Origin of the sequence: Chryseobacterium sp. 22458, from assembly GCF_052044975.1 — a bacterium.
Taxonomy (GTDB): Bacteria; Bacteroidota; Bacteroidia; order Flavobacteriales; family Weeksellaceae; genus Chryseobacterium.
In genome coordinates this window covers 91421-109740 of record NZ_JBQEOA010000001.1, presented here as the reverse complement: position 1 = coordinate 109740, position 18320 = coordinate 91421, and the positions used below count along the sequence as shown (strand labels likewise).

The 18320-nt window shown below is 38.2% G+C and carries 13 protein-coding genes; 8 read left to right on the top strand and 5 right to left on the bottom strand.

Annotation, left to right across the window (positions count from 1 at the left end; translation table 11 throughout):
• The 4 genes from lptC (at window position 1) to ACTJJF_RS00530 (ending at window position 3776) form a co-directional block, all read left to right on the top strand.
• Entirely contained in the window at window positions 1–591 is a 591-nt protein-coding gene (gene lptC, locus ACTJJF_RS00545) for an LPS export ABC transporter periplasmic protein LptC (RefSeq protein ID WP_312296438.1), read from the top strand.
• A gap of 10 nt (window positions 592–601) precedes the next feature.
• Window positions 602–1645 carry an anhydro-N-acetylmuramic acid kinase gene (locus ACTJJF_RS00540; protein ID WP_440698300.1) on the top strand — a complete coding sequence of 348 codons (1044 nt, stop codon included), beginning with the start codon at window positions 602–604 and terminating at the stop codon, window positions 1643–1645.
• 137 nt (window positions 1646–1782) lie between these two features.
• On the top strand, window positions 1783–2649 hold the full coding sequence (locus ACTJJF_RS00535) for a helix-turn-helix domain-containing protein (protein WP_440698299.1): 867 nt from the start codon (window positions 1783–1785) through the stop codon (window positions 2647–2649).
• Between the two features lie 71 nt (window positions 2650–2720).
• Window positions 2721–3776, top strand: a complete 1056-nt coding sequence (locus ACTJJF_RS00530; RefSeq protein ID WP_440698298.1) for a hypothetical protein — start codon at window positions 2721–2723, stop codon at window positions 3774–3776.
• 457 nt (window positions 3777–4233) lie between these two features.
• Here the strand turns inward: ACTJJF_RS00530 and ACTJJF_RS00525 are convergent, their stop codons facing one another.
• Window positions 4234–4623 carry a hypothetical protein gene (locus tag ACTJJF_RS00525; RefSeq protein ID WP_034699917.1) on the bottom strand — a complete coding sequence of 130 codons (390 nt, stop codon included), beginning with the start codon at window positions 4621–4623 and terminating at the stop codon, window positions 4234–4236.
• 592 nt (window positions 4624–5215) lie between these two features.
• On the opposite strand from ACTJJF_RS00525, the gene ACTJJF_RS00520 reads away from it, so the two are divergent.
• Entirely contained in the window at window positions 5216–5827 is a 612-nt protein-coding gene (locus ACTJJF_RS00520; protein WP_440698297.1) for an NUDIX hydrolase, read from the top strand.
• Window positions 5828–5974: 147 nt separating this feature from the next.
• Here the strand turns inward: ACTJJF_RS00520 and ACTJJF_RS00515 are convergent, their stop codons facing one another.
• Window positions 5975–7246 (bottom strand): UDP-N-acetylmuramoyl-tripeptide--D-alanyl-D-alanine ligase, encoded by a 1272-nt coding sequence (locus tag ACTJJF_RS00515; protein WP_440698296.1) that lies wholly within the window; start codon window positions 7244–7246, stop codon window positions 5975–5977.
• A 152-nt stretch (window positions 7247–7398) separates the two neighbouring features.
• Window positions 7399–9000 (bottom strand): gliding motility lipoprotein GldJ, encoded by a 1602-nt coding sequence (gene gldJ / locus ACTJJF_RS00510; protein WP_440698295.1) that lies wholly within the window; start codon window positions 8998–9000, stop codon window positions 7399–7401.
• Between the two features lie 165 nt (window positions 9001–9165).
• Between gldJ and porU the strand changes: the two genes are divergently transcribed.
• Window positions 9166–13062 (top strand): type IX secretion system sortase PorU, encoded by a 3897-nt coding sequence (gene porU, locus ACTJJF_RS00505; protein ID WP_440698294.1) that lies wholly within the window; start codon window positions 9166–9168, stop codon window positions 13060–13062.
• 60 nt (window positions 13063–13122) lie between these two features.
• Entirely contained in the window at window positions 13123–14286 is a 1164-nt protein-coding gene (porV, locus tag ACTJJF_RS00500; RefSeq protein WP_065398694.1) for a type IX secretion system outer membrane channel protein PorV, read from the top strand.
• 146 nt (window positions 14287–14432) lie between these two features.
• Here the strand turns inward: porV and blaCHM are convergent, their stop codons facing one another.
• Window positions 14433–15191, bottom strand: coding sequence for a CHM family subclass B1 metallo-beta-lactamase (gene blaCHM, locus ACTJJF_RS00495; protein ID WP_440698293.1), 759 nt, complete (start codon window positions 15189–15191; stop codon window positions 14433–14435).
• 175 nt (window positions 15192–15366) lie between these two features.
• Here blaCHM and ACTJJF_RS00490 point away from each other — a divergent pair, with 175 nt between their 5' ends.
• Window positions 15367–17631, top strand: coding sequence for an FUSC family membrane protein (locus tag ACTJJF_RS00490; RefSeq protein ID WP_440698292.1), 2265 nt, complete (start codon window positions 15367–15369; stop codon window positions 17629–17631).
• Here the strand turns inward: ACTJJF_RS00490 and ACTJJF_RS00485 are convergent.
• Complete coding sequence (locus ACTJJF_RS00485) at window positions 17612–18226, bottom strand: 4'-phosphopantetheinyl transferase superfamily protein (RefSeq protein ID WP_312296413.1); 615 nt, start codon at window positions 18224–18226, stop codon at window positions 17612–17614. The two genes, ACTJJF_RS00490 and ACTJJF_RS00485, sit on opposite strands and share 20 nt — an antisense overlap.
• Between the last annotated feature and the right edge of the window lie 94 nt (window positions 18227–18320).

Sequence of the window (18320 nt, the reverse complement as noted above, 5' to 3'; positions counted from 1 at the left end):
ATGAATTTTTCAAAAAAAATATCATATAAAAATATAGCATGCCTTTTTAGTTGTGCTATATTTTTTATATTGACATCCTGTGAAGAAGACCTTACCAAAAGTAAAGGGAATCAGAGTAAAAACTTTCCTTCACAGATCATTAATAATGCCAATATCGTACAGCGTGACTCCGGATTTATCATCCTCAGGGCAAAAGCTCCTATTATAGAAAAATATGAGCTGATTGACAGTCCTTATACTGTTGCCAGAAGAGGAGTTGATATTCAGTTTTATGATAAGAAAAAACCAAAAATCCCGGGAACGATCAAGGCAAAATACGCTAAATTTTACGATTATAAACAATTTTACGAAGCTAAAGGCAACGTAAGAATCACCACCAATGAAGGCCAAAAGTTTGCAATGCAAAGCATCTTCTGGGATCAGAGAAAAAAGAGGATCTATACCAAAGATACAGTGTTCGTTACCATGGAAGACGGCTCTACCCTTGTAGGAGCCAACGGAATGACAGCGAAAGATGATTTTTCTGAATACACATTCTATAACAACTCCGGAGATTTCAATTCCAAAAGAATTTCTGAGAATAAAAAATAAATTTTTCACCATGAAAACTCTGGCAATCGGGCTCATGTCCGGAACAAGTCTCGACGGCTTGGATATCTGCTTTGCTGAATTTGACAGGCAGGACCAATGGACTTTCCGCATCCTGAAGGCAGAGACCATTCCCTATTCTGACGACTGGGAAAAAAGACTGAAAAATTCAATTCACCTTTCTGCGGAAGATCTGCTGGAACTGAATTCCGATTATGGCTTTTATCTTGGGCAGAAAGTCAGGGAATTTATAGATCAGCATCAGTTGGAAAATATTGATCTGATAGCTTCCCACGGTCATACGGTTTTTCATCAGCCTCGAAGAAAATTTACTCTTCAGATTGGTGACGGCCGGGCAATCAGACTGGAGACAGGTTTACCTGTTATCTATGATTTCAGAAGTCAGGATGTTCTGATGCAGGGAAATGGAGCGCCATTAGTTCCTATTGGTGATGAATTGCTTTTTTCAAAATACGGCGCATGCCTTAATCTTGGTGGTTTTTCTAATATTTCTTTACAATCCGATGGTAAAAGAATTGCTTTCGATATTGCTCCTGTTAATATTGTGCTGAACCGCTTAGCTCAGAAACTGGGTAAATATTTTGATGAAAACGGAGACCTTTCAAGAAACGGAAAGATCAATGAAGACCTTCTGAACCAGTTTAATTCTTTAGATTTTTACCACCAGTCTCATCCTAAATCATTGGGAATAGAATGGTGCAACGAGTATATTTTTCCTGCTCTGGAAAACATAAACGCTTCAGATGCATTGGCCACATTTACCGAACATACGGCTCAACAAATCGCCAACGTTATCAATAAACATCATATAAAAGATATCCTGATTACCGGAGGAGGAGCCTCTAATACTTTTTTAATCGAAAAAATAAAAGCAAAAACAAAATCCGGAATCGTCATTCCTGAAAAAGAGATCATTGATTATAAAGAAGCGCTAATCTTTGCTTTCATGGGAGTTTTAAGAATGAATAATGAAATCAATGTTCTTTCTTCCGCTACAGGAAGTACTATTGATCATAGCTCAGGAATCATAGCTTAATTAAAGTTTTATTTTCTTTGATTCTTTATCTGTAAAAAATATACCTTTAAACAGGTTTGGCGGTGTTGTCAATCTATAGCCAGAAGAAAATTTGTATTTTAGTTCATCTTTAGAACAAGAAGGAAACTGTAAAAGAAATGGCATCAGTGACAAAAATTAAAACGTATCATTTCCTCCCATGCAAGTATGGCCAGGAGCTTCTTTTGGACATCGGACGTATCGAAACACTGAATCATTTCGTATTAGATCAGACGCTGCACCAGCTTAGTTTTTACGAAATTCTTTTTATAGAAGAAGGGGCAGGAATTTTTACACTGGATGAAAATAAAATACATATCGCTCCCAGAACGATTATTTTCACAAGTCCCGGACAGGTACGTCACTGGGAAATTGAAGAGAATATCAAAGGCTATACCCTGCTTTTTGAAAAAGATTTTCTTCATCTTTTTTTCTCTGATGAATTGTTCCTTTACCGATTTCAATATTTCCACCAGTATTCAAGTCCCACAGAAATGAAACTATCTGAAGATGCATTTGAAAAGTGTCTGGGACTTCTGCATGGTATGGAACTGGAATTCGGGCAGCTTCAGAATGACAGCAATCATTTGATCCGATCACTTTTATATCAGCTGCTGGTCATTCTCAACCGGTATTATGCAGGGGTGTACAACGTTCAGAGAGATACTTATGTACATTCAGATTTTTATAGATTCCGGTTCTTACTTGAAAAGAAGTTTATGAATGACCGAAGTGTTGAAGCGTATTCCCAGATGCTTAATGTGAGTACGGGTTTCCTTAATAAAATCTGCAGGCAGTTCAGCGGATTATCTGCTCAGCAAATGATCCATTACAAGCTTATTTCAGAAATAAAGAAACAACTTTACCAGAACAAATCTGCCAAAGAAATTTCTTATGACTTCGGCTTCTCAGATCCTTCCAATTTTAACCGTTTCTTTAAAAAACTTACCGGGATCACGCCTCAACAATACCGGAAGAATATTTAAATGATCAGTTTAAAGATAAAATGACCTTTTCAGAAGATAAAACTGTTCCTAATTTTACAAAAAAAAGGAACATGATAAAATATACATTCAGTTTACTCCTGTTTATGCTGAACCTGCTTCTGATACAGGCAGAGCAACTATATGTAAATCCCCAGGCCGGTAACGATGTTAATTCCGGAACAAAGACACAACCGCTAAAGACCATCATGGAAGCCGCCAAACGGGTCAACTCGAACAAGCAGAAGGAAGCTACAACCATTTTCCTTTCGGAAGGGGTACACCTATTAACGCAAACGGTTATATTCAACAATGATAAATATAGCCTTAAAGACCGGCTCGTCATCCGTGCAGAAGTTATGCCTGATGATGCGGGCTGGACTCCTCAAAAGATGCCTGTGATAGTGACAGCAGTACCATTGGAGCCAGGTGTGGGAGGGCTGGAAGCGAGAGGCATACAGCCTGAAGTAAGCCATGTCACTATTGAAGGTCTCCGCTTTACCGGAAGCCCGGATTATTCTTATATAGACGGTACCAACCTACGCCGTTCGTATCCCATCTGGCGTGATGGAAAGAGTTTAGATGATCTGCTCGTAACCCAATGCCTGTTTGCCGGAAATGCTGATGTTCTCCCCTTGCATGTAGGAGTTATCGCTAATGGCTATGGCCTGGTGATTGATCATTGCGTCTTTTTCAACTGTAAAATCCCGGTTGTTTTCTGGAAAAATAACGGAGGGAAAGGCAGTCGCAGTGCCATGAGCCATTCGCTGGTATATGGTGGATATTTCTGTGGTGTATGGACTACCCAGGGTACCCATGGGGATGATTTCGATTTTCATCATAATATTATAGCCGGTACCAGTACGGTATGGATCAGGGAAAAAGGCAGTAAACGCAGCTATAAAGCTTCTGACTGTATTTTCACAGATTATAATAAGCTTGCAGGATATGGAAGCGGTCCGTTAAGCGACAGCGATGCAACTTCAACCGATTTTCTGGAAATGAAAAATGTACAGACTACAGGAACTGTAAAAATAGAAAAGGACCAGAGTAAAAGAAATTACCTGCAACTGGCAGAAGGCTCGATTGGTTCAGACTTAAAAGCAGGACTTTTTAAAAAGAATCATTAGTGTAAGACCAATAACTGAGGCATGAGAAAAGCAGGATTTAAGACAGTGACCGGTCTATTATGTTTAACGGTAATTGCAGGCAGTCTATGTTCCGGTTGTGAAAACAGCCAGGAGAAGCTTGAAGCTTTTAGAAAAATACAGATTCCTCTTCAGAACAAAAAAAATCGTGAAGTAAAAGTAGAGTTACTGAGTGCTTATTGAAGACTCACCAAGAAGCCGGTTTAAGGTTCTAAATACAACCCAGGCTTCCGGAAAGGAAATCAAAATAATAAATGAGAAGATTTAAAATAGGAAAAGCCAATGCAGGACCGGATAACTAAAGCATCGTTAGTAAGATTTAAAAAAGACTCTGTTATCCGGAAGAATCCGCATGATCCTGCTTTTTCTGTTTGCTTCTCAGGAAAAATACAGTACGGGCTTTCAATAAAAAAACCTTCATCGCTGAAGGTTTTTTATATTATTTGTAGGCTTCGATCTTATCTGTCAGCGTATTGATAAAGTTCTGCAGGGGCTTTTCAACCATCATTTTGATAAACGGATTGAATTTCCCTTCAAACAACATCTGAACTTCTGTCTGGTTTTCACTGATCGGGTTTAAAGTCGCCGTTAATGAAAAATCCAAACTTGAGCTTGCAGATCTCAACACAGCTTTCTGATCATCTACTTCATCAATTTTCAAAGCGATTTCAGGCATTCCCTGTAACCCGAATTTAAAACCGTTATCTCTGGTTTCAAATTTCTGAAGACCATCCGGCATAAAATCTTTATAATTTTCAGGTGATTTCAACAACTCTGTAAGTTCTTTGGATGATTTATTGACAATAATTTTTCGTCCTTCTAAATTCATTTTTTATTTTGTATTTAAATTTTAACTCATTCACACCGACATTGCCGGTATATCAATTTAACAATTAATATTTCAACAATCTGGTGAGCAATAACAGCAACAGCAAGTTTCAAAAATATTGTAAGTCCGCAAAGCCCTCACAAATGACGGCATGAATGGTACATTCCTATTTGCTATAACAACAAAATTATAAAAAAAATCAACAAAGACACCACCCAAAGCAGACTTTTAAAAACAGATCTGCATTTAATAATATGTAAAACATCTAAAATCACCTGTATCTGTTCTTATAAAACCAATAAGCGAGTCCTGATACTATTAAATAAGAGACCAAAACACTGTTTCAATTCTTTTTCAAAATAGTACATTATATCTGTCATCATTGCCGAATCTTATCATATCGAGGCCATGTCAAACATTTGTTTTTGGTAAGAAAAATAAAGTCCTTAGCGGAACATTTTGTGCTTTATTTTATATATTTGTGAAGGTATTTTAGTAGAAAGACGAACAAACCGGCAGGAATATTTACCTGCTTTACAATTTTTACAAAATACAAATAACTGATTACCAATACCTCCAATAAATATTGAAAATGTATAAAGTTTTTGTGAACGAAAAAAAATTACTGATATCCAGACATCCTGAGGAACTTGAAAAAAAACTTGGGTATGAAAGTTTCACGACTTTAGAGATAGCATTGGATCTTTTGGAGAATACTTCGGTGAATGAACTGAACGTTTATGGTGAAAATATAGATGAGATCTGGAAAGAGTTTCAGAAGCTTTTCAGAATCATTGAAGCTGCAGGCGGTCTTGTCAATAATCCTGACGGAGAAACCCTTTTCATCAAACGACTGGGCAGATGGGATCTCCCAAAAGGAAAAATGGAAAAAGGAGAATCCAGAGAAGAATCTGCGGTACGGGAAATTGAAGAAGAAACCGGTCTGAAAAATGTGGAACTTGTAGCGTTTATCAATACAACTTACCATATCTATATTGAAAGGAACGGTGAAAAAATACTGAAATGCACCCATTGGTTTGAAATGAACTTCGACGGTGAAGATACTTCAACACCACAGATAGAGGAAGGGATTACTGAAGTAGCCTGGAAAAATACCTCCCAGATTGAAAGTGAGGTGTTCCCGAGTACATTTCAGAATATCAAACTGATTGTGAAAGAATTCTGGGATTCGAAGAAAAGATAGTTTTTGGCTGGAAGATGGAAGAACGAAGATGGAAGTTATACCCGACGGCTAACTTCTCATAATCATTCTAGCGACTTATTTGCTGAATAAAAAAGAATTCTTCTTTATTCCTATTTTAAAGACTTTCCTGCCCGGCCTCCTTACACCTTAAATAAAGTCAATCACTTTTTCAAGAGCAATTCCTCTTGACCCTTTTAATAGGATATTTTCAGACTGTATTGTATGTTGTTTCAGATATTCTGCCAGCTCAGCTGTATTTTCAAAAGCAAGCACTGAAGAATTTACCGCTTTAAAATGTTTCCCAACTGTAATGATTTCATTGAAATTCAGGTCCTGTGCAAGTTTTAAGATGTTCTTATGCTCTTTTTCACTTTCCTCACCCAGTTCAAGCATATCCCCAATAATAATGGTTTTTCGGCCTTCAAAAGTGATAAAGTTATGCAGTGAAGCTGTCATTGAACTTGGGTTTGCATTATAAGTATCAAGTACCAATGTTCTGCCTTCTTTTTTTACAACCTGCGAACGCATATTCGTTGGAGTGTATTGTTCAATCGCATGTTTTACCTTTTCAAAGCTGATTCCAAAATGAAGTCCCAGACTTGCAGCTGCACAAAGGTTGGTAAAGTTATATTCTCCGGTCAGTTTTGATACTGCTTTTGCTCCTTCATAGTTTAACCCTACAAAATGCTCTTCTGAGAATGCTTCAAAATTATAATCTGAACCTTCTTTTCCAAAAGTAAGGACAGGTGAATAGTTTTCTGTTTTTTCCACCTGGATAGGATCATTTTCATTGATCACGATAGTCTTATGATTATTTTTAAGATAGTCATATAACTCCGATTTTCCTTTGATCACTCCCTCGAAACCTCCAAAACCTTCCAGATGTGCCTTACCGAAGTTAGTGATATATCCGAAATCAGGCCTGGAAATTGTACACAGAAATTCGATCTCCTTCTGATGGTTGGCTCCCATTTCAATCACTGCCATTTCATGTTCAGGTTTAACAGAAAGAATGGTGAGCGGTACTCCGATATGGTTATTCAGGTTTCCGTAGGTATACTGCACATTGAATTTTTCTGAAAGTACTGCATGGATCAGCTCTTTGGTAGTTGTTTTTCCATTACTTCCCGTAAGGCCAATAACAGGAATATCAAGTTGGTTTCTGTGATAAATGGAGAGCTGCTGCAAGAACTCAAGCGTAGAAGGAACATAGAAAATATTTTTATCCCTGTTTTCAAACTCCTGCTGCTCAACGATTACCGCTAAGGCTCCATCATCTATGGCTTTTTCAGCCAAAGTTGCCGCATTGAAGTTATCACCTGAAAAGGCAAAGAAAATATCATTTTCTGCAATTTTTCTGCTGTCGATGGTTACTTTAGAAGCCTGCAGAAACAAAGGATAAAACTGTTCTATATTCATGTGGAAATATATATTTTTTAAAAGAAATCACATGCCATTGCCAAATCTGTATGAGTTTTTGAGATTTTTCAGCCCAGGCGGTTTCAAGGTTCAAAAATAAAAAAACCTTCCGGAAATCCGGAAGGTTTTTTTTAAGTATTTTCTGATAAATATTATCTTCTAGTTCTACTCTTATCGCTGGCTCTTGCATCCTGTGCAACACGGAATCCGATCCAACCATAAGCTTTACCTTGATTTTTATATCTTCTCTGTCCCGGATCCAGCCAGTAAGCCGTATCCTGCCAAGAACCTCCTTTTACTACTCTAACGTCGTTAGAAATTCCGGATGTTCTTTCTTTGGTGTCTTTTTGCATTTTTACTCTACCGCCGGCATCTACGATGAAGCTTTTCTTCGGTGCATTATACATATCATATCCTGCAGCAGAATCTGAAGCTCTGTAATACTCTAAAGAAGACTGTCTGTCACCATCTCTGTAGTTTCTGTAGTCAGCAATAGTTTCTCTTTCGAATTGTCCCGGAAGTCCTTTGTATACTAATCTTCCGTCAGCAAGTGTATCATACTTGATGGTTCCTTCATCAATCATTTTGTAAGTTCCGTCACCGTTTCTTACAATAGCCTGAGGCATATTTCCTCTGTAGTAATTGAAGTCGTTGAAGTCTTCATCGATGATTGGTCTGTATACATCGGCAGTCCATTCTGCAACGTTACCGTACATACCATATATACCTAAATCGTTAGATGGATATTGTCTTACATCAGAAGTCTGTGCAGAACCGTCGTTTTTCCATCCTGCGATACCTGAATAGTCACCTTTACCCATTTTAAAGTTTTCAAGGAACATTCCTCTGTCTCTTCCTTTGGTACCTCTTAATCTTTCGATTTCAGGTTTTTTACCAAGGTATTGGTTGTATTCTCTGTTCTTAGCCATACCAAGAGCAGCATATTCCCATTCTACTTCAGTAGGAAGTCTGAACTTCATTACCATTGAAGCATTAGGAGCTCTGTTTGCAGCCAGTAATCTCTGGTTGGTAGTTTTCATACCTGCTTTCTGCTGCATTCTTTTTTCATTGATGTACCCTTGCATTTCAGGATCATTCGATTTGAATTTATCCATATTGAAAGCAGTACCACCCTGGTTATTGGATTCATTGATATATAAATCCTTGGCAATAACACCAGCCTGCATTAAAGCTTTTTCATTTGCTCTGTCTGTAAGCCATTCACAATATCTGTTAGCCTGAGTCCAGGAAACTCCTACTACCGGATAGTAATCGAACTCCGGAGAACGCAGATACGTTTCTTGATAATCGTTTCTAGCTAATTTGTTGTCCCATAATAAGGTATCCGGTAAGGCCCCGTTATAGATTTCCTTAAAGCTTGGGTCACTTGGTGGGAATACATACTTCAACCATGTAAGGTATTCGCGGTATTCATAGTTAGTAATCTCAGTTTCTCCGATAAAGAATGAACTTACCTGCATTCTGCGAGGTGTGTTATTCCAATCGTGCATAACATCATCTTTCACTAATCCCATTGTAAAAGTTCCACCTTCTACATATACCATTCCCGGCCAACCCTTCTGCTTCTGTTGCTTTCCTGCAAAAAACCAACCCTGTTTTTCGTTTGGTTTCCAACCTGTTTTACTGACAAATTTTTTGGTACCGCCACCTTTGCTGGTCCCTGATCCGCCACAGCTGGTTAATGCAAGTGTAGAACTTAATGCTATTAATGAAAACAACTTTAGTTTTTTCATAGTCGATATAAATATTTTCAAGAGTACAAAGAAAAAATAAATTATTCAATAAATCAAATAAAGATTTGATTTTTTTGAAAAACGATAACAAATTAATTTTATTGTATTACAATTTAATTCTAAAATTTTCATTTATTTTGTAATTTAGCAATTTCAATAGTAAACATGAAACGAAAAATCACGCTTTTATCTTTAATCGCTTTTGCATCAACACTTTACGCCCAAAGAAACACCATAGAATGGAATGGTTCTAAAATTCAGGATTTTGGTGACACAAAAATTAATCTTCCCATTTTCAAAAATGAAGGTTTTTCTTACAGCCAAAATAATGTTTTTATAGTAACTAAGCAAAAAATAGGAGAAAAGCAGCTGAAAATTTCTGACCTTTCCTGGGAAAATGTTTCCAATAAGGATTTATTTGAACTTGACAGAGGAAGTCTTCCTGATTATGATGTGGCAGATGTTTCATATTATACATTGGAAGGAGAAACCTATGCCAGCATCAGTGTTGCATTATTTAAAAATGTAAAGGGCCGTATTCAGAGATTATCATCATTCAATGTTACTGAAGGTTCTCTTCCACTTACTAAGTCAGGTGGGGCAAACAAAATAGGAACTACCGTAAACCCGCTTTCCAGCGGAAATTTTTATAAGATAAGAGTTGACAAGTCAGGAGTATTCAAAATTACGACTCAGTTTTTAAAGGATAACGGGATCAACCCTGCTTCTGTGAATCCCAGAAATTTCAGAATCTACGGAAACGGAGGAGTTATGCTTCCTGAATTTAACCAGGATACCAGATACAGCGCCCTGCAGGAAAATGCTATTCAGGTGGTAGGTGAAGATGACGGGGTATGGAATGATAATGACTATGCTCTTTTCTATGCACAGGGACCTGATGGCTATAACCTTTATGACACCAATAATGGAAACGGCTTTAAAAGAAGAGACACAAGATTTTTCGAGCGAAGTAATAACGTAAAGAATATATATGAAGATTTTTCCTATTACTATATCAACTTTGATAAAGGTGCGGGAAAAAGAGTACAGACCATAGATGGAAATCTGCCTCCTCAACTGATCACGAGATATGATAACTATTTTGTGATCAATAAAGATGAGAAAAACCTTGTAAAAGTAGGGAGAACATGGGTTGAGGGAACACCTTTCAACAATGTAAAAGATATTACAGTTACTACCAACTCCCCTATTCAGGCCAACGATGTTATAAGATACAGAACGCAGGTCATAGGATACCAGTCACAGCAGAACAGTATTGATTTTAAAATCAACAACTCAGCTCCTGCCACAAAAGATGTTCCACCTGACTCAGGGGGTATTCAGTATAATTTTTATCCTTTATTATATAGCGGGACAATCTCTAATCTTACCGGAAACCAGATTACAGTCAACTATAATCCTAACATCACTAAAAATCCTAACGGGAATTTTTATTTCGATTATATTGAACTGCAGTACAAAGAAAATCTTACCTTCAATGGTTCTCAGATGAATTTCAGGGACTTTTCTATTGAGAGCGGGAGTAATGCAGACTATGGTTTCAGCATTTCCAATGCGACAGCCATGGAACAGGTATGGGATGTTACCGATATTACCAATGCCAACAGAAGGGTGAATAAAGGAGGAGCAGGATCTTTTAACTTCGCTTATACTGCTTCTGACCCGAACTTTAATAATGAATTTGTGGCTTTTCGTGCTGATGCTGCCTATAGCCCGCAGTTTGTAGGAAGAATAGGCAACCAGAACCTTTCTGCATTACAGAATGTGGATTATCTGATCCTTACGGTACCTGAACTGATGGGACAGGCACAGAGACTGGCCAATTATCACCAGACAGCCAATAATTATAAGGTAGAGATTGTAGACGTCAATAAAGTTTATGAAGAATTCGGGAGCGGAAGTAAAGACCTTACTGCTGTAAGGGATTTTGTTACCAGGCTGAATGCAGGCGGAAGACTAAAGTATGTATTTATCCTCGGGGATACTTCATTTGATTATAAAAACAGGATATCCAACAATAATAATATTGTTTCCAGCTATCAGAGTGAGCAGTCTTCCGATGTGGTATCGTCATTTGTTACCGATGATTATATCGTAATGACCCAGCCCCAGAACAATCTTTTAATTGAAAACAATCTGCCTGATATCCCTGTAGGAAGAATTCCGGCAACTAATGCATCTGAGGCAGGAGATATGATCAACAAAACACTGGCATATTACAACTCTCTGCCGGGACAGTCGAGCCCTTTCGGGGAATGGCGTATGCGTCTTGATTTTGTAGTGGATGATAACAACGAAGGAGGATCTCCATTCCATAACGTTATGAATACTTCTCTTGCTGGTATATTTGAACAACCCGGTCAGCAGGAGCTTAAGGAATATAATGTCAAAAAACTCTATATGGATGCCTTTGCTGCTCAAAGTACGTCAGCAGGTCTTAGGTTTCCACAGGTTACCCAGGCCATTTCCAATGCCATAGGAAACAGTTTATATTTATTCTATTTCGGACACGGAGGAATCAATGGCTGGGCTCAGGAAAGAATATTAACCAGTACGGAGGTACAAAATGCCCACAATTTTTCCAGTATATACAGCAGGTTTCCATTTGTTTCTACCATTACCTGTGAGTTTACGTTATGGGATGAACCGGGAACCAATTCTGTAGGAGAGCAGTTTATCAAACTAAAACAGGGAGGTGCTTCTGCCATGATTACTTCCAGCCGTGCCATTGGAGTAGATTACGGACGGGATTTCACCAATACTTTTACCCGGAATATTTTTAAATTAACCAATGATGATTTCAATTCTTTAGGAAACGCTCATTTAATTGCAAAGAAGCAGAAAGGGCCGAACAACAACCACCTGAAGGTAAACTTCCTGGGTGACCCTGCCATGAAACTGAGCAGACCTCAGAGACTTTTGGTTATTGATAATATTGAGACACCGGTTCCGGGACTCATCAGAGGTCTGGACTTTGTAAAGGTAAAAGGGCACATCAACAAAGCTGACGGTACCCTGAACAATACCTTCAACGGAAAAGTTGCCATCAATATCTTTGACAAAAGATTAAATAAAAAAACATTGAACAATATTGGAGTTCTTACCCCGGTATTAGAGTATACGGAAGAAGGAAGCCCAATCGTAAAAGCAGCAGGAACCGCTGTAAACGGAGTATTCACGGCAGAGTTCTATGTTCCTAAAGACATCAACTATGCTGTGGGTGAAGGAAGGATATTAGGGTATGCGGATAATAAGTCTATGGATGTCTTCAACAACCAGGCTGTACAGGTAGGAGATCTTAACCCTAACGGAATCAATGACAATCAGCCACCAAAAGTAAAGCTGTATATGAACAACACCAACTTTGCAGATGGCGGAATTACCAATCAGAACCCAATGCTTCTTGCCTGTCTTACGGATGACACGGGAATTAACTCTACAGGATCTGGAATTGGTCATGATATTACAGTCTATCTGGATGGCCAGATCATCAATACAGTGATCTTAAATGATTTCTATGCTCCGGGAGAAGGAAACGGATGTCTGAACCCAAGTCTTGCCGACTATCAGAAAGGAAATGTAACCTACCCTTTCAAAAACCTTGCGATCGGGCAGCACCAGCTAACATTTAAAGTTTGGGATATAAACAATAATTCGTCAACTGCTACGTTAAACTTTGAAGTTAAGGATGAATCCGATCAGCATCTGACCATCAACCGTCCGCTGAACTGGCCTAATCCGTTTACCAATAAAACGTATATTCAGTTTGAGCATAACTGTGATGATATCCTGGATGTGAATGTACAAATCTACACCATTACCGGAAGATTGGTAAGAACTTTATCTCAGCCGGTGGTTGCAGAACCGTTCCTACAGGGCTTCAGAACCCCTCGTCAGGCAATAGAATGGGATGGAAGAGACGATTTTGGGTCTACAGTTGCAAAAGGTACGTATATTTTTAAGATATTTGCAAAAAGTCAAAACCAAGAAAAATGCAAAGGAAGCGCCACAGCTGTAGAAAAAATGGTACTTTTGAAATAATTTAAATAAGACATAGATAATAAAATTAATAAAAAACTGATAATATATAAAAGACAACATATGAATTTAACTACTAAACTGCTTTTAGGATTTGGTTTGAGTGCTGGTTTTTTAGGCTATTCGCAAGATTTAGGTAAAGTAAACCCAGTACTTACCGGAGCTCCTTTCCTGAGAATTGCACCTGATGCAAGATCAGGAGGTATGGGAGACCAGGGGGTGGTAACCTCTCCGGATGCATTTTCACAATTCTGGAATGCGGCTAAATATCCTTTTAGCAGAACAAGTTCTTCCGTAGGTCTTAACTATACGCCTTATATGGGAAAACTTACCAATGATGTATTCTTATTATATGCATCGTTCCATAAGTTTCTGGGGCAGGAAGAGAGATCTACCATCTCTGCAAGTATCTATTACTTCAATATGGGACAGGTTGACCTGACACAATTGGTAGGTACAGAGATCGCTTCAATGGGTACATCAAAACCAAATGAATTCTCTATCGACGTGGCTTATGCATTGAAACTTTCTGATTCTTTCTCAGGAGCTGTTACCGGTAGATTCATCCGTTCAGACTTAGCCGGAGGATTCAACACAGATACTACGCTTAAGGCAGCCAATAGTTTTGCTGTAGATATTTCAGGATACTATACTTCTCCAAGATTCTCAAGTTTCGGAGGATATGACGGTAGAGTAAATGCAGGTTTGGCAGTTCAAAACTTAGGTCCGAAGCTTGACTATACAGGAAATGAAGAATCAAGATCTTATCTTCCTACAATGGCAAGATTAGGGGTTGGATATGATATGTTCCTGGATGATATGAACAGAATCGGAATCTCTGTGGAAGGATCAAAACTTCTGGTTCCGGGATCTGAATATGTAGGAATAGACCCGAATACAAGACAGCCTAGGTACGAAATTCCAAACGTAGGTCCTATGGCCGGTATCGGAAAATCTTTCAAAAACAAAAACAGTATCATGTACAGTGGTGCTTTGGAATATTCATATGACAATGCTTTCTCCGTAAGAGGTGGTTACTTCCATGAAAGTGAGGAGCAGGGAGCAAGACAGTTTGCAACAGCGGGTGTAGGCTTAAGATACCGTTCTTTCGGACTGGATCTTTCTTACCTGATCAATATGTCTAAAATCAACAGTGCTTTGGATAATACCCTTCGTTTCGGTCTTACCTGGAACATCGGAGAAGAAACATCCAACAACGAACGTTAAGCAACAAAAAAAATTATACAAAAAAAGCCTCATCCTTATGTAATGAGGCTTTTTTTATGAATCGTCAACCGTCAATCCGCTTGTCTCGTCAATTATTACAGGTACGGTTATCATTCACTTTTTGCTTTGAGAAACCCGTATTTTGACTATTTCTTTTTAAAAAGCTGAATCGTATAGTCCAGCAATTTTCCATCACCATATTCACCATGTCCCGGAACAACTATTTTTACATCTGGATATTCCTTTTTCACCTGTTCCACAGTATTGGACCATGCTGAAACATTGGCATCCCCCAAATACCCTTTACCGGCTTCAAGTTCTTTTAAAAGACATCCTCCAAATAATATATGTTCAGACGGAAAGTAGCCAACCACATTATCTTTGGTATGACCTTCTCCGAAAAATTTTGTAACCGTTTCCTGATGGCCAACTTTTAAAACAACAGAATCATTAAAGCTGTTTTCAGGTACTGTAAAATTATTTTCTTTAGCTAGGGCTATGGTTCCGGAATAAGCGTAAGAAGGTATTTTTTTGTTATGAAAAGCCTGCAGTCCCCCCAAACTGTCATCATGAAAATGGGTTGTGACCACAGCATTAATTTTAGAATGAAGTTTTTCATTAATCCATTTGATGAGCTCTTCTGCTCCTTTATCATTAGTGGGTGTATCAAAAACAACTGTTTCATCATTATTTCTCACTACCAATCCGTTGCAGGGAACATTTCCGAAATCATTGGTTTGCTTAAATGAGGTATGAATAAAAGCATTTTCAGAAACCTGAGTAATGATCAGACTTCCGGATTTATAGACTTCTTTTGCCTTAAAGCTATCTTTATTCTGTAAATTACAGCTGATGACAATGAAAGAAAACAAAATAACAATCACACTTTTAACACTGATTCTCATAGGTTTAATAATTTAAAAACGAAATTAAGAATTCTCCGCTCAAAACTGAACAGAATTCTGTTAAAAATTGTTTTGAGTCTTTCTCTCATCAATTATTAAAAAAATATAATATTTAAGTTTACAAAAGTCTCTTTTTTATGGCGATTTTCTTAAATTCTATAGCTATTTTTGTAGTATGAACTATTCGGCGGAACTCAAAAAATTTGTAACCAGTCAATATGTATATTCTGCAATCAGGATTACATTAGCTACTGTTCTGCCTTGTTTAGTCCTCGCCCACTTCGGAATTCTGAAAGAATATTTTCTTTTTCCTCTAGGTACCAGCTTTGTTGCACTTACTGACCAGCCGGGTCCTTTTATCCGAAGAAGAAATGCCCTTGCCTTTGCAATTTGCTGTTTTGTTTTCGTAGCACTCATTGCGAGTCTTGTCATGAATTTTAAGATTCTTGTACTTCTTGAGATTATTGTATTCGGTATGTTTTTCTCCCTGATCGGGGTTTACGGTCAGCGGTTGGCAGCTGTAGGTTCATTATCACTCGTAGTACTGGCTATCTTTATTGACGGACATCTTACGGGAAGCAATATTTTAAAAAGCTTACTTATCTTTGCCAGCGGATGCATCTGGTTTTTACTGATCTTCCTTGTGGTAACTACCATACGGCCTTATAAACTCGCCGGACAGATGATCGGAGAAAATTATCTTCAGCTGGCCGAGTTTTTAAAGATCAAAGCTAACTATTACCAGAAGAATCCTGATTTTGATAAACTGACCACACAGGTTATTGCCAAGCAGATCGAAATAAAAAACCTTCAGGAAGATACCAGAGAAACCGTTTTCAAAACAAGGACCATCGTCAATGAATCCACAACCACCAGCCGTTTGCTGATGCTGATGTTCCTGAATTCCATGGACCTTCATGAGAAGCTGATGACCTCTGAAAGTGATTACCAGAAACTCCAGCAAAGCTTCGAAGACAGCATGATCCTGGTCAACATTCATGATTATCTTAATCTTTTGGCCGAGGAAATTACCAATGTCGGAATCGCTCTTCAAAGTGGAACGAGAGCAAAGCCAATGTTTAATCTTGAACTTGAATTAAAGAATCTCAATTATAATTATTTCGAACTCAGAAATAAGCAGCTGTCTCCGGACAGTCTGGAAAATTTCATGGTTCTGCGCCAGATCCTGATGCGCATCAACGAAATTACCAAAGAGATCAACGAAATCTATAAAGTCTTTTCCCAGGACGTAAAGCTTGCCAAAAGTTTATCTACCGGATTAGACCTTAAAAAGTTCATGCCGAATGAACCTAAACTTAATTCAAAAGTTTTAAGGAATAATATTTCATTATCCTCTTCTCATTTCCGCCATGCGATAAGAATTACCACTGCTTTGCTGCTGGGCTATCTTTTCTCCATGTTTGATTTTCTTGGGCTGGGCCATACGTATTGGATACTGATCACCATCACGGCTATTCTCAAACCAGCCTACTCCATCACCAAACAGCGGAATCTGCTTCGTCTCTATGGTACCATTACCGGAGCAACCATAGCCTATATTATTCTGCATTTCGTACACATCAATGGTGTTCTGTTTGCCATCCTTCTGATCAGTATGATCATGTGCTTCAGTTTTCTGAAAGGAAGGTACTTCTGGGCGGTATTATTCATGACGATCTATGTTTTCCTGAGTTTCAATTTCCTGAATCCCGGAAAAGTTAATATTATTTTTAAAGACAGAGTGCTGGATACCGCTATTGCCGGAATCATCGCTTTTGCTGTTTCCTATATTGTATTACCTGTTTGGGAACATACCCAGAATCTGGATCTGATGAAGAAATCTGCAGCAGATAATCTTATTTATTTCCAGAGTGTAATTTCTAAATTCTTACAAGGGAGTTTTGACATTGAGGACTACAAGGTGAAAAGAAAAAATGCAATTATTTCACTGGCCAATCTCTCCGATAATTTCCAGCGGATGATCTCTGATCCTAAAAACCAACAGAAAAAACTGGAGGTGGTACATCAGTTTGTGGCTACATCCCACCTTGTGACAGCCTACACCGCTTCACTTTCACAATATGCCAAAAGCAACGAGCAGTATCCTGAAATAGATGCCGAAAGCTGGAGCAGAAAAATTGAAGCAGAAATGCAGCAGACCTCTACCCTTCTGAACGGCAATGATGTGACCGAAACATTAAAGATGGAAAGCCGCCTGGAACCTGAAGATTCCTCTATAGAAGATATGCTTCTGAAAAGGAAAACCGAGATTGAGGAAAATGAAATTGTAGACAGGAGAGATCCGGATAAAATATCACATCTGACTGAGCTTAAGAATATCCATGATATCCTGGAGCTGATCTATGATGTTGCCAAAGAACAGCGAAAAGTGATTGAGAAATACAGGAGTGAAAAACATGCTACTCCTCCACAATCGTAAAGCAGTAGTCATCAAAAAATTCTACTCTGGCCTTGAACTCATCTGAAAACTGATCATCATACACACGGCAGCTGATCTTATGCAGATGTTTAAGTTCAAACGGCTTCACCTCATAATTCTTCTTTAAAGACCAGTATTTTGAATGGTGGATCTTGTACATACTTTCCTTTACACTCCAGATAATGGTATAGAAAGTATCGGCTTTATCTTCAGGAATGAAGCCCCGTTCATTTTCATAGGTAAACTTATCAATCACCCTTAAGATCTTAGGATTAAATTTTTCAACGTCTATTCCTATTTTATTTTTAGAAATAGCAATGGCTGCAAACGGAAAAGAATGGGTAATGGAAATTTCGGCATCCTGAGGAGAAAGAAAAGGTTCTCTTTCTCTGTATAATATCTTAGACTGAGGTTTTAAACTTTTCAGCAGCTTGCGTACCATCAGCACTTCCAGAAGTTTTTTCGGATGATAGTCTTTTACCTTTTCTGCATTTTCAGGTTCCAGCAATGTATTGATATCAAGTTCTTCACTCTCATCATACTTCCAAACAAGGATTGTGGCATTGTCATCTGAAAAATCTCGGTAAAGGGGCATTCTTTTTTTATTGGACAAAAATACTAAAAAAAGCTGGAAGCTGGGAGATTAGGAAAGGAAGCTGGGAACGGGAAGACGAAAGTTACTATTCGTA